This window comes from Vibrio sp. 16 (genome assembly GCF_963681195.1).
Classification (GTDB): domain Bacteria; phylum Pseudomonadota; class Gammaproteobacteria; order Enterobacterales; family Vibrionaceae; genus Vibrio; species Vibrio sinaloensis_D.
Genome location: NZ_OY808998.1, coordinates 895,959 through 909,968, shown reverse-complemented (window position 1 = coordinate 909,968; position 14,010 = coordinate 895,959). Strand labels below are relative to the sequence as shown.

Annotated in this window: 9 protein-coding genes; 7 read left to right on the top strand and 2 right to left on the bottom strand. The window is 48.4% G+C overall.

Annotated features, from left to right (window positions below; genetic code table 11):
* Window positions 1-20: 20 nt before the first annotated feature.
* On the bottom strand, window positions 21-1,970 hold the full coding sequence (locus tag U9J37_RS18425; protein ID WP_052297949.1) for a glycoside hydrolase family 17 protein: 1,950 nt from the start codon (window positions 1,968-1,970) through the stop codon (window positions 21-23).
* A 361-nt stretch (window positions 1,971-2,331) separates the two neighbouring features.
* Here U9J37_RS18425 and U9J37_RS18420 point away from each other — a divergent pair, with 361 nt between their 5' ends.
* Window positions 2,332-3,327: a LacI family DNA-binding transcriptional regulator gene (locus U9J37_RS18420; protein WP_005469176.1), complete on the top strand. Its 996-nt coding sequence runs from the start codon at window positions 2,332-2,334 to the stop codon at window positions 3,325-3,327.
* 122 nt (window positions 3,328-3,449) lie between these two features.
* Here U9J37_RS18420 and U9J37_RS18415 read toward each other — a convergent pair whose 3' ends face one another.
* On the bottom strand, window positions 3,450-4,238 hold the full coding sequence (locus U9J37_RS18415) for a transporter substrate-binding domain-containing protein (RefSeq protein ID WP_043886432.1): 789 nt from the start codon (window positions 4,236-4,238) through the stop codon (window positions 3,450-3,452).
* A gap of 438 nt (window positions 4,239-4,676) precedes the next feature.
* On the opposite strand from U9J37_RS18415, the gene U9J37_RS18410 reads away from it, so the two are divergent.
* The 6 genes from U9J37_RS18410 (at window position 4,677) to U9J37_RS18385 (ending at window position 13,851) form a co-directional block, all read left to right on the top strand.
* Entirely contained in the window at window positions 4,677-6,311 is a 1,635-nt protein-coding gene (locus tag U9J37_RS18410; RefSeq protein ID WP_005469375.1) for an ABC transporter substrate-binding protein, read from the top strand.
* A 62-nt stretch (window positions 6,312-6,373) separates the two neighbouring features.
* Window positions 6,374-7,348 (top strand): ABC transporter permease, encoded by a 975-nt coding sequence (locus U9J37_RS18405; protein WP_005469054.1) that lies wholly within the window; start codon window positions 6,374-6,376, stop codon window positions 7,346-7,348.
* 8 nt (window positions 7,349-7,356) lie between these two features.
* Window positions 7,357-8,346, top strand: coding sequence for an ABC transporter permease (locus U9J37_RS18400; RefSeq protein WP_005469426.1), 990 nt, complete (start codon window positions 7,357-7,359; stop codon window positions 8,344-8,346).
* A complete protein-coding gene (locus U9J37_RS18395) occupies window positions 8,343-9,296 on the top strand; it encodes an ABC transporter ATP-binding protein (RefSeq protein ID WP_005469434.1) in 954 nt (317 codons plus the stop codon). Before U9J37_RS18400 ends, U9J37_RS18395 begins: the two co-directional genes overlap by 4 nt.
* A 13-nt stretch (window positions 9,297-9,309) precedes the next feature.
* Window positions 9,310-10,290 (top strand): ABC transporter ATP-binding protein, encoded by a 981-nt coding sequence (locus U9J37_RS18390; protein ID WP_005469059.1) that lies wholly within the window; start codon window positions 9,310-9,312, stop codon window positions 10,288-10,290.
* A 114-nt stretch (window positions 10,291-10,404) separates the two neighbouring features.
* Entirely contained in the window at window positions 10,405-13,851 is a 3,447-nt protein-coding gene (locus tag U9J37_RS18385) for a 1,3-beta-D-glucan phosphorylase, GH149 family (protein ID WP_043886430.1), read from the top strand.
* The last annotated feature ends 159 nt before the right edge of the window (window positions 13,852-14,010 follow it).

Below are 14,010 nucleotides of genomic sequence, written 5' to 3'. Positions count from 1 at the left end.
GCCTAAAACATCATGGGGTGTTATTTCGAGTAGTAGACGTTGCTGACTTCGACCGTTACGCCATCTGGAATGTAGTTTTCTCCCGCTCCGTCCACTTCGCCAAGGAAGAACATCAATGCCACTACGGCGCTAAGGTCCATTTGCTCATAATTGGCAAGTTGTGACAGAGGAATGGAATAGCTTTGTGTCTCGGTAGAGATTGGGTACGCCGTATTCCCGCCCACTTGAACGAAGTGGTTAACGGTGCCAGATCCTGCTGTTTGCATACCCAGCTTGAACGTCACATCCGTTAGAGATTGCGTCGCTTTGATATCAAAATGTAAGCTGCCTTGTTCAAAGCCCGTCAGGTTGGCTTCAACGCTAGGCTGAACTCCCGCCCCCCACCAGCCAGGGAAGTTATCTGCGCCCCCTGTCACCATAATTGATGAGCCTGATTCGCTGAGATAGATTCCCGAATTCCCGCCCCACCAATAGAGATTGATTCCGTCAGCTAATGCGCTATCAATCACTGAATAACTGTCGCTATTCACTGGCGCTTCTTCGTAAGGTGGTAGCTGAGCATCGAGCATAAGAGCATCAAGGTTGCCTGCGTAAGTTTTGCTGATCGCAATCGGGTTTCCATCACCATCTTGACCGCGAGTCAAGCCATCAAAGGCTCCCTGATCAACCAAATCCCAAAGCAGGTACTTCGCTTGGCCATTCATATCGATCATGCCAAAGTGCTTTTCAGAATGGTTGGCATCGGCGTGTTCCCAACCCGCTTTCCACTGCTCATCAAAAGCTTCAAAGAAAAACAGTGAGGCACCAAACTCATTTGACCACTCTCTCAACCCGTTGTAATACAGTTTCTGTTTGTATTCGTCCGATGCCTTAGTTCCTGTCGCCCCAAACCCGTCACTCGACACGGTTGACCAACCGGTTTCACCGATATGAATCTGTTTCGTTGCATCAATGGCATTCACATTGTCTTGAACCATTTTGACCTGACTTAAGAAATGCGCTTGCGCTCTTTCCATGGCGGCCTCAAGCTGCTGTTGCTTTGGCAAGTCTTGTTCATCCAACGGTACCGCCCAAAAGTCGCCATTCCAGTGGGTATCATGAAATGGGTACGAATGGACCGAAACATAATCGACCGCTTCAATAAGTGCTTTATAGTCATCGCCAGCATAATCGCCTTGGCCCGCCCAAACGGCAAAGTTGTCCGAACTGGTAATCCAAACGTCCGCAGGAAGTTCATCAACCAAGTCGTCATAGCCCTTAGTAAAGTCAGCCGTTTTGAGAGCCTGAAGTTGATTCACATAGCCTGTTACCACAGTTGGGGAAACATGATAGTTTGCCCAATGGACCATAGATTCATTCCCTACAGCGAGCACTTTGATGATTTCGGGGTAGAGGTTGACCAGTTCAATCGCCTTGTCCATTTCCGCTTCGCTGGTTGCACTGCCTTGGGTTCTATCGATGTCACCACCCCCCCAAGCATTGACTGCATCGACCCAGATCCCCAACATGACAAACATTTTGAACCCTTCACGATAGTCCGGAGACGCGGGATTCATGAAAGCATCAATCGCAGCAAGGACTCGCTCGGTATCAATGAAATCTTGCGTGTGATAGGTACGAATCATCTTGATTCCCATCGCTTCCATTAACAGCAGATCTTCTTTTATCTCCTCAACAGACGGCGCATTGTCGCCACTGTCACGGACAGCTTTGCGAAATGATCCGTAAGAGATAGCCTGAAAATCCGGATTGCCTAGCAGAAAATCAGAGCCCGCAGCACGACTCGCGGCAGCGTCATAACCATAGATATTAGGATAAGGGGCAACAGGGGCAGGTTGAGCAGCAAGCGTCACTCGCTCAGTGTTATCAGGTGTCGAGCTCGATTCCTCCAACAGTTCTGAGTTACAGCCAGCAAGTAATAAAGGCAAACAGACCAGTAGAGCACTATTTTTAAGTTTGAATTTTTGCATAGGGTGCATTTCCATATCGTTCCACTATTTCATCATCTGATACAGGAAAGCGCTTTCTTGTAAATTTTGTTAAACACTCACCTGATGATATCCCGTTGTCATTCGACTGTCTTTGCTCAATACTACTGCGCTTAATTTGATCAATGACTTAGAAATAACATTGGAATATGGCGATTTTGCCAACAGAACACCCCTACATTACGAGATCCAAATCATATTGAAAGCGCTTTCTTTGGTTTGTGCTCACATTTATGGGGTAAAATGGAGATAAATGTAGAGTCCTCCAAGAAAAGCGAGTAAATAGTAAAACACCATGCACTCGTAAACGAATAACGACACCCTTTTTAAAAGAGTTAATGCCTTGATTACAATAAAAGAAGTCGCAGAGTTGGCCAAAGTTTCCCAAGCAACTGTCTCTCGTGCAATTAACAATCACCCGACTGTGAAAGAAGCGAACCGTAAGAAAGTGTTTGCTGCGATTGAGCAACTCGGATACAAGCCCAATGCATTTGCTCAGGCATTAGCATCCAGTCGTTCTAACAGCATCGGCATGCTTGTGGGCTCGTTAGATGGTCCCTTTTATGGTCCGTTAATGCACCACACGGAAGACACCATTCGCCGTAACAACAATCACTTGATTGTGACTAGCGGTCAGGAGTCTCACACCAAAGAGCGCGAGTCGATTGAATTTTTGCGCTCTAAACGCGTAGATGGCTTCATTTTGCACTCAGACAAACTGTCTGACGACGAACTCATAGAGGTGGTCAAAGAGACCCCTGCGACCATCATTTTGAATCGCTTTATCCCAGATATTGCTGATAACTGCATTTTTATCGACAACGAGTTGGGCGGCTATCTTGCAACCAAGCATTTACTCGACAAAGGCCATCAGAAAATCGCTTGTATTACGGGTCAACTCAGTAAAGGGGATAGCCGAGACCGACTGCAAGGCTATCGTCTAGCCCTTGCAGAAGCGGGGATCACCTATAATCCGTCCTATGTGATTGAAGGGCGATTTGACCATGATGGCAACCATGAGCGCACTCGACGCCTTTTGGATCGCGCCCCAGACATCACCGCGGTCTTTTGCCAAAACGATAATATTGCCCTTGCGGTGTATGACGTTGCCGCTGAACGCAACATCACCATTGGCAAAGACTTATCGGTGGTAGGCTTTGACAATGATTACCACAGCGCCCACATTCGCCCTAGATTGACAACCGTTAACTTCCCAGTCGAAGAGATGGGCAGGGAAGCGGCCAGAGGTGTGCTGGCGATTGTGCAAGACAACCCAGCGAATATGAAAAAGCAGCTTCAACCAGAGCTCATTGTTCGAGACTCTGTCGGCACGCTATAACCCCCGGAAATGATCGGGTCGTCATAGCGGTAGATAACCGATTCAATCAGAGCCGTCGTCCACTTAGAACTATCGTCGAGAAAAAGCGGATACACTCCGCTTTCTCACATGCCCATATTGGCTCACAGAGGCTCAGTCAACCGATACAGGTCCGCTTCAATAAGCGCCTCATAGCCTTCTGGCAGCATAGGATTGGTTAACGTCATCACCTGACGATGAGCCAAGTCTGCTTTTGCGATTGCTTCCCCATAGTGAGCGAAGAAATGCTCCGCCACCATTTGCTGTTTTTCCTGCCACTGTTGCCCTAAGCGCTCAGCTAACTGTGCCCCGTTTTTGTTCACATAAAACACAACTGGAAATGGATAATAGAGTGCCAGTGTCGGCTCGATGGCTAAATTACGCGTTTGCTGGTTACGGTCAGCCAAAATGTCATGAATTTCATTGACTCCGAGCGTCATAAAGTCGACCTCACCCTGCTCGATCCAACCCAGCATATCGTCCAACGAGCCGCGCTCAACAACATCAAACCCGTTGGCACGAAAAAGCTCAGCATCGACCCAAGTGGCAGGCACACCCACTCGTTTAGATTTCAATTGCGCTAATGTTAACTCTCGAAACTCGTCGATACGCTCACGAGCAACCACCATTAAACGCCAACCAAGCAGCCCTCGACAAAGTGGAATCTTCACTTCAATCAAGGGTTTTCCAGCAAACTTCTTGTTTCCGGCAATCGTCACCAGCGCATCCGCGCCATTGTCAAACACAGCGCCTTCATCTTCCGCAGCGGGAAAGTCGGTAAGGTCGTTATGTATTGGCTCTAATTCCTTGCTATCTGCGGCCAACAGCTCGAATAATTGATACTCATATTCTTGCCTAGCAGCAGACTTATTTCCGTTCCAAAAAGTGATCACGAGATTCCCCTAAGTGCACAACAGAAGTGCTAAGAATTTCCTTTTTGCCTCGACAAAGAAAGCGGTTTCTTTGATTTTGGTGAGATTTGTGAAGATCCGCAAATTTAACACATAGAAAAGAGTGATCGACATCTAAAAATATCGTTTATTTCACCCTGCCTGTTGTAACAAGCTAGCATAAAAACGCTCAAGGACACTAACAGTAAAAACGCAGAGTATCATTTTAAATTACTGATTGTATTGAATAATAAATCAAATCTCATTCTAATTTCATTATCTTGGCACAAAGCAATGATCTGTGATCCAAGGTCTATTTTGAACACAAAAGTTTGTATTCATGACTTCATGAAGCTAAAACAACCCAAAGAAAGCGCTTTCTTTTAAGAAAAAACGCTTCCGGGGGATGAATCAAACCAATAATGAAATAAGGACAATGTGATGCATAAGAAAACTCTGCTCGCGACCATTGCTGCCAGCATGCTGCTTTCAACGGCGGCTCAAGCGGAAGACATCAAGCAAGGTGGAACACTGACGGTTCCAATCATCAACACAGGCTTTGTGGAAAACTTCAACCCATACACTACCAAAGACCTGTACCACGGCATCATGTTTGAGCCACTTATGGTCTTCAACAATATGACAGGCGAAACAGACTTCCGCCTAGCCGAGTCTTTTGCCTACTCTGATGATCTAAAAACGATCACCCTAAAACTTAAAAAGGGCTTGAAATGGTCTGATGGTACGCCGTTAACTGCGCAAGACGTGGTCTACAGCTTCATGCTTACGAAAGAGGCGCCTGCCTTTGACCAAAAGGGGATTTGGTCGGGTAAGAACTTGCAAACCATCACAGCGACAGATGCAACCACGGTGGTTTTCGAGCTAGCGAAAGCCGATTCAACATTCGCTTGGAATCTAGAGCGTTACCACATTGTTCCAAAGCACATCTGGTCAAAAGTTGATGACCTCACCACGTTTACCAACCCTAACCCTGTTGGTAGCGGTCCAATGACGGTGGTGAAATACCTCAAACCTCAGCAAATGGAACTGTGTCGCAATCCAAATTACTACCTTGAAGGTCGTCCTTACTTAGATTGTGTCAACTTCCGCTCATACAACGACAACTCACAAATTCAACCTGCTTTGATCAAAGGCGAAATTGACTGGGGCTCCAACTTTATTGCCGACGTTGAGTCGACCTTCGTGGCTCAAGATAAAGCGAACAACCACTTCTGGTACCCAGCAAACGACGCGATCCACCTTTACGTAAACACCAAGCAAAAGCCATTTGATGATCTTCGTGTTCGTCAGGCGCTTTCAATGGCGCTAGACCGTGAAGCAATTGTTGATATCGCCGCGTACGGTTACCCAACCGCCAACTACAACCCAGGTGGCATCGCAGAGCTGTACAAAACGCACATTGATAAAAACGTGAACGACAAGTACGGCTACCTTACGCGCTACGACGCAGACAAAGCAAAAGCACTGCTTGATGAAGCAGGACTGGTCGATAAAAACGGCGATGGCTACCGCGACAATGCCGACGGCTCAGATATTTCTTTTGATATTGAAGTGGTGAACGGCTGGACCGACTGGATTCAAGTTGTGCAAATGGTCACCGAATACTTCGACGAGGTGGGCATTAAAGCCAATGTGAAGACGGTCGACTGGGCAGTGTATGACAAGAATCTTAAAGAGAGCAACTACACCATGTCGATTAACTGGTCGATGGTGGCAACCAACCCAATCTTAGCTTACCAAGAGTACTTCTCAACGTCGCGCATTGGTAAAACATGGCACGCGGGTCACGGCATTAACTCACCAGAGATCGACAAGCTGATCGACAGTTTCGGCAAGATTGGTGATGCCCAAGAACAAGAAGCGGTGATCTCTGAGTTGCAAGAATACACAGCTCAAAACATGCCATTTATCCCACTGTTCTCAAACCCGACATGGTTCCAATACAGCACCAAGAAAGTGGTGGGTTGGCCGAACGAAAAAGACCCATACGTTCAACCAGTTTGGTACGACGGCGGTAAGCGCGTGATTATTTTGAACAACTTACACCTTAAATAATCTCTCTCACTAGCAATTATAAGGAGCCTAAGTTGTTAGGCTCCTAGGTTAAAAGGTTCGTTATGTCGTTTTTAGTTCGCCGATTTGGCTTTTATTTCACCGCTTTTCTTATCGCCATATCCTTCAACTTTATGTTGCCAAGGTTAATGCCCGGAGATCCCGTGGATGCCTTGTTTGCTGCAGCTCAAGGTCGAATGGATCCTGCGCAAATGGACGCGGTGCGCGAAATGTATGGCTTTGTGGATGGCAACATCTTCGAGCAATACATCGCTTACATAAAAAGTGTTTTTACCCTCGATCTTGGCCCTTCCGTTCTGATGTTCCCTGTGAGTGTCTCTGAAGTGATCGCCAATGCCCTACCTTGGACCATGTTCTTAGCCTTGGGCTCTTTGATTGTCGCGCTTATCATCGGTGTCAGTATTGGTACTTATGCCTCTTACCGACGCGAAGGCTTTTTTGGTCAGGTAGTACCACCGGTTCTCGCGTTCATCAGTAACTTCCCTTACATCGTTACTGCGCTGCTGCTGTTTTACTTCTTTGGCTTAAAACTCGAGATGCTTCCCCTCGCCTACACCTATGACCCAGCACTCGACCCCGGCTTTACGTGGGAGTTTATCTCCAGTGTCGCGAAACACGCCGTATTACCCGTTGGTTCGATGGTGATCGTCGGAATCTCAACATGGGTGTTTAACATGCGTAACGCGATGATCAACGTCTTGGGCGAAGATTACGTCACCATGGCGGAAGCGAAAGGGTTAAGCAGCTACCGCGTCATGTCTCGCTATGCTGGACGCAATGCCATCCTTCCTGTCGCAACAGCCATTGCGATGGCGATTGGTTTCTCGTTTGCAGGCTCGATCATGACCGAAGTGGTATTTAACTACCAAGGGCTTGGCAACATCTTGCTAAAAGGCATTGTGGCGCGCGATTACCCACTTATTCAAGCCATTCTACTCATTCTGGTGTCAGCGGTTCTGACTGCGAATTTCATCGCTGATTTACTCTACGTTTGGCTCGATCCACGTATTTCGAATTAAGGTGCATCATGGACAAACTCATTAACACGACTTCATCGTCCGCCCACGCTTTGACAAAACGTGAATCAAAGTTTTCGTGGCGACGAATCAAGAAATCGCTCGGCAAAGTGTACGCTTTCTTTTATGGCAACCCACCAGCCATCATTGGCGGCCTGTTACTCTCTATTGTGTTGGCTGGCGCTATTTTTGCTCCAGTATTGGCCACGCATAACCCAGAAAAACGGGTCGCAAGACCACATGTCGCCCCCAACGCAGAGCATGTGCTTGGCACCACTCGTAGCGGACGCGACGTTTACAGCCAAGTGCTCTATGGCGCACGTAAATCGTTAACCGTGGCAATCTCTGCGGGCATCATTGCCATGAGCCTTGCGGTGATCATTGGCGTGTCATCAGGCTACTTTGGTGGAAAAATTGATGACCGTTTGAACTTTCTAACCAATGTTTTTTTGGTCTTCCCTCAATTGCCATTGTTGATTGTTCTGGCCGCTTTCTTAGGTCAAGTCGGGTCTCTGGTGATAACCATCCTCCTCGGGATCACCTCCTGGCCGTGGGGCGCGCGGGTCATACGCTCGCAAACCATGGCGATTCGTAATAAGGAGTTCATCATCTCTGCCGAAGTGATGGGCGAATCCAAAATCCGCATCATCCTCGTTGAGATCCTACCGAACCTTGTCTCGATTGTGTTTGGCGGTTTCCTAGGTACGGTGATCTACGCAATGGGCTCAGAAGCGGGGCTAGGCATTCTCGGTTTGGGTGATGCAACCGAAGTGAGCTGGGGATCCATGCTCTACTGGGCACAAACCTCGTCAGCGCTGTACACCGGAGCGTGGTGGGAAATGCTGGTACCAGCGATGGCATTGGCAATTACCGGCGGTGCGCTTGCGCTCGTCAATATGTCGATTGACCAAGTGAGCAACCCGAAACTTCGTACCGGCCCGCACATCAAGCTGTGGCACAAACTGAAAAAAGAAGCCGATAAACGCCGAGGTCTAAGATGAGCAAGTTACTAGAAATCAATAATCTATGCGTTGACTATGTCTCTCCAAATGGCGTAGCTCGCGCGGTAAACAACGTCAGCCTGTCGATTGCACCAGGTGAAACCTTAGGTATTGCAGGCGAATCTGGCTGCGGCAAGAGCACCCTCGCGTTTGCGATCTCTCGTTTGCACAAAGCGCCCGCGCTAATTTCCGAGGGTGAGATCATCTACAACGGCCAAGATGTGTTGAAGATGAATGATCGCCAACTACGTAAATTCCGTTGGAACGACGTCTCGGTGGTGTTTCAAAGTGCGATGAACTCGCTCAACCCTGTGATTACCATTGGCGAGCAGTTAACCGACGTCATTCTTGCTCACCGTAAGATTCCATACAAACAAGCGTATGACCGTGCCGTAGAGCTACTGAACGTGGTGGGTATTCATGGTGACCGTATGGCGAGCTTCCCACACCAATTAAGTGGCGGGATGCGTCAACGCGTGGTGATCGCCGTCGCGTTAGCCCTTGAGCCAAAACTGATCATTATGGACGAGCCAACCACCGCGCTTGATGTGGTGGTCGAGCGCGAAATCCTTAACGAGCTGTATGAGCTTAAGAGCAAATTTGGTTTCTCGATTCTGTTCATCAGCCATGACTTGAGCTTGATGGGTGAAATTGCAGACCGAATTGGCGTGATGTACGCAGGCAACCTGATTGAACTTGGCGATGCCCAGAACGTCTTTGGTGACCCTCAGCATCCTTATACCAAAGGGCTGATTTCGTCCTTCCCAACCATTCACGGACCAAAAGAGCGCTTGTACGGCATCCCGGGTAACCCAGTGAACTTACTGCAAATTCCGCAAGGCTGTAACTTCCAAGAACGATGCAACGACTGCTTTGCCCAGTGCAAACAGGCAGAACCTGTATTGGCGCGTGTCAACAACGGCAACTTAGTCTCTTGCCACCTTGTTTAACAGGAGAGAAAACATGGAAAACGCAACCAATCCTGAGATCATTCTCTCGGTGAAAAACTTGGTCAAAGACTTTCCACTCGGTCAGTCAGTGAAAAGCAATCTAATGCGCGCCGTAAACGACGTATCGTTTGAGCTGCGTAAAGGCGAAGCACTGGCCATTGTTGGTGAATCTGGCTCAGGAAAAAGTACTGGCGCACGGGTCTTAACTCGTATCTATGATAAAACTGGAGGTAATGTTGAGTTTAAAGGCCAAGAGCTCAGCGAGTACATCAAAGAGCATGGTGAGCTTGAATACGCACGCCAAGTGCAGATGATCTTCCAAGACCCATTTGGCTCATTAAACCCTGTTCATACCATCTATCATCACATCGCTCGCCCTTTGATGATTCACAATCGTGCGAGCAAAGAAGCGATCCCACAACTGGTGTATGAGTTACTCGACTTGGTTGGTCTGTCACCAGTAAAAGAGACGGCAGAAAAGTACCCACATGAGCTAAGTGGCGGTCAACGCCAACGTGTCGCGATTGCCCGCGCGATTGCGGTCGACCCTGAGGTCATCCTTGCCGATGAACCAATCTCAATGCTCGATGTGTCGGTTCGACTCGGCATCTTGAACTTGATGTCAGATCTTAAAGACAAACACGGCATTTCATTTATGTACATCACCCACGATATCGCTACCGCGCGTTACTTCGCGGAAAAGACCGCCGTGATGTACGTCGGGCACATGGTGGAATGGGGAAACAGCGACAGCGTGACGCAAAATCCACAGCATCCATACTCGCAGTTACTTCTTTCTGCTGTACCGGAAGTGGGCAACTCAGGAAAACGCGAGTTGATGGCGAAAAAAGGTGGCATCCCACTGTGGAAACCCAGCAGTGTCGGCTGTCCGTTTGCCAGTCGCTGCCTAAAAGCGACCGAGCAATGTACCCAGTCCGTGCCCGAGCCAACCCAAGTCGGGCCTGACCATTACGCGCGCTGCCATCACCTATAACGATAAACAGATTTAAACAGACATTTCGCTCTAAGCTTAAAGAACCGGGTTCACAGCTTGGCTACGGTTCTTATTGCTCAAAATCAGCGAAATGTAGGTATCAAGGAAAAAATTATGACTTTTGCTACTCCATCTCACTTAGCCGTTGGCGGTCAATTCGTTAACTTAGACGGTGAGCGATTTTACAAAATCAGCAACGTTGACCAGATGAAACCCTTCTTTATCAGTGTGGTTTCTGCCAGCGATCACTGGCTGTTTATCTCATCAACGGGGGCGCTTTCGGCAGGTCGCATTCGCCCGGAAAATGCGTTGTTCCCTTACCGCTCGGTCGATCACATTCATGAGAGTGCCGATAACACTGGCTCAAAAACCATCGTTCGAGTCAAACAAGACAACGGCGTTATGCTCTGGGAACCGTTTAACCCACACCACAATGGTCTGTACCAAACGGAGCGTAATCTCTACAAAAATACCATCGGGGACAAGATCGTATTTGAAGAGATAAACCACTCTCTGCAACTGAAATTCAGCTACCGCTGGAGTTCGAGTGAGCGTTTCGGGTTTGTGCGTCAGTGTGAGTTCACCAACCTGAGTGACCAAACTTGTGACATGGATGTGCTCGACGGAGTACAAAACCTGCTGCCGTCTGGGGCGCCTTTGCAGGCATTGCAAACTCGTAGCGCTTTGGTCGATGCCTACAAATGGAACGAACAAGTTGAAGCGTCCTCGCTTGCGCTTTACACCATGTACGCCAAACTGAGTGATCGCGCAGAGCCTGCCGAATCTCTCCTTGCGACCACCGTCTTTGCGCTTGATCAGGGAGACCACCAGCTGTTACTGAGCAGCGAACAAGTGAACGCGTTTCGCCAAGGCCAATCAATCAACAGTGAGCCACTAACAAAAGGCGTACGCGGCAGCTATCTGATCCACAAAACACTTTCTCTTGCTCCAAGTGAAAAACAAGGCTGGTTGATCGTTGCTGACATCGACAAGAATCATCAAGCGGTCAGCGAACTTATTAGCCTGTTAGACAAACCTGCGGATCTGCGATTAAACGTTGAGCAAAGCATCGCCGACAACCAAAATGACTTAGTTAAGTTGATGTCGGGCGCGGACGCTTGGCAATTGACCAACGAAGAGAACACCAGCGTTCACCACTATGCGAACGTATTGTTTAACAACATGCGCGGCGGTGTGATTGAAAACAACTACGACTTAGATAAGCAAGATGTACTCAAGACGCTGCGCAACGCCAATCGAAAAGTAGTCGCAAAACACAGCGCTTTTTTCGCCGACCTGCCCGACTCTTTTACTCACGCCGAGCTCATCTCTGCTGCGAAAAACAGCCAAGACCCACAGCTTATCCGCCTCAGTTACGAGTACTTGCCGCTGACGTTTGGTCGTCGCCACGGTGACCCGAGTCGTCCTTGGAACCACTACGAAATCAAACTCAAAGATGAAAATGGTGAGCGCTTACTTTCATATCAAGGTAACTGGCGTGATATTTTCCAGAACTGGGAAGCCATCGCTTTGAGCTACCCTGGTTTCATTCAATCCTTTATCGCTAAATTTGTGAATGCCTCAACCATTGATGGCTACAACCCTTACCGCATTACGAAAGATGGCATCGACTGGGAACTGCTTGAGCCTGACGATCCTTGGAGCAACATCGGCTACTGGGGTGATCACCAGATCATCTACCTACTCAAGTTCCTTGAGCTGGCGAAAAAGTATCAGGGTGCGCAGCTGACTGAACAACTGTCGAGCGACATCTACAGCTACGCGAACGTCCCTTACAAGCTCTGTTCTGTTGAGCAGCTCTTCGCGAACCCGAAGGATACGGTCTCATTTGACCAAGAGCTGCAACACGAGATTGAACAACGTGTCGAAGCGCTCGGCAGCGATGGTCGCTTGCTCGTGGAAGGTGGCGATGAGGTTTACATGGTCAACTTGACGGAAAAGATTTTGGTTCCGCTGCTGTCAAAACTCAGCAACCTCGTGCTCGATGGCGGTATTTGGCTGAACACTCAACGTCCGGAATGGAACGATGCCAACAATGCCATCGTGGGTAACGGCTTATCCATGGTCACGCTCTACTACATGCGTCGCTACGTCGCCTTTACCCAAGCGCTGCTGGAATCGGCACCGAATTCGATCTCCATGTCGAAAGAAGTGTTCGACTGGATGCTTTCGATTCATAAAGTGCTGCAAGACGCGAGCAAAGAGATTCGCCAAGAAACCGTAACTCGCCAAACGCGCAAAGCCATTCTGACCCAGCTAGAGAAAGCGTTTGAGCTCTACCGCAGCCGCGTCTACCGCATGAAAGGTTTCTCGGGTAAGACTCAAGTCGAGGTGAGCGCAATTTCCGACATGCTGGCCACCAGCCTAGATGTGCTCGACTCCAGCATTCAAAGCAACTTACGCCAAGACGGTTTGTACAACGCCTACAACATTGTCACCTACAGCGGCGAAACTCTTAATATTGAAGAGCTGTACCCGATGCTTGAAGGTCAAGTCGCGGTGCTCAGCTCAGGCGTACTTTCACCGAAGGAGGCGGTCAATTTGCTGGATAACCTCTTTGCCAGCGAAATGTATCGCGACGATCAACGCAGCTTTATGCTCTACCCAGATCGCGATCTGCCAAGCTTCATGGAGAAAAACCAAATCACTGCGGACCAGATTGCCCAATCACCACTGTTGTCTGCCATGCTCAAAGCGGGAGACCAACGCATTGTGAATCAAGATGCAACAGGCGCGGTCCACTTCAACCCCGCTTTTGAAAATGCCGAGTTCCTTGCTGCGGCGCTCAACAGCATCGATAGCAATCAGTACAAAGCACTGACGGAAGAAGCGAAAGAGGCGGTTCATAACCTCTATGAACAAGTCTTCAATCATAAAGCCTTTACTGGGCGCTCTGGCACCATGTTTGGCTATGAAGGTCTGGGCTGTATCTACTGGCATATGGTGTCAAAACTGCTTCTGGCGGTGCAGGAAAACTATCTCGCCGCGCGCGATCTCGATCCGAGCAGTAAAGAAACCGCTCAATTAGCGCACTACTATTATCAAGTTCGTGCCGGTATTGGGTTCAATAAAACGCCAGATAACTACGGCGCCTTCCCAACCGATCCGTACTCCCATACGCCAAAACAAGCGGGCGCTCAGCAGCCGGGGATGACTGGTCAGGTAAAAGAAGAGGTCATCACTCGATTCACAGAACTGGGGATTGAAGTGGAAAATGGGGCAATTGGCATCAACCCAACACTGCTATCTCCACAAGAGTTTCTCTCTCAAGCGACTCAGTTTGATTGTTTGAACGTGTTGGGTGAGCGATGCAGCTACAAAGTTGATGAGAATCAGTTGGCATTTACCTACTGCCAAGTGCCTTTTGTTTATGAGTTATCAGACCGTGCAACCATCACCTGCTTCTTCACAGATGGGAAGGTTGAAAACATCGAGGGCTTACTGCTGAGCGAATCGATAAGCCAGCATCTGTTTGAGCGTGATAATCAGATTAAAAAAATAAAGGTGTGTATTCCAAAACACCAACTTCTAACTCAATAATCGTCACGAGTTAGCTTCGCGAGCCATCCAGTTATTCGGGGGAGAACTGGGTGGCTCGCTTTTTTATCAACGCAAACTTTAGTGAAAGCTAATATTTTAAACCCAATATAAAACAAGCAATTACCCTCAAAGCTACCCTTTAGCCTCTCTATCAATTAA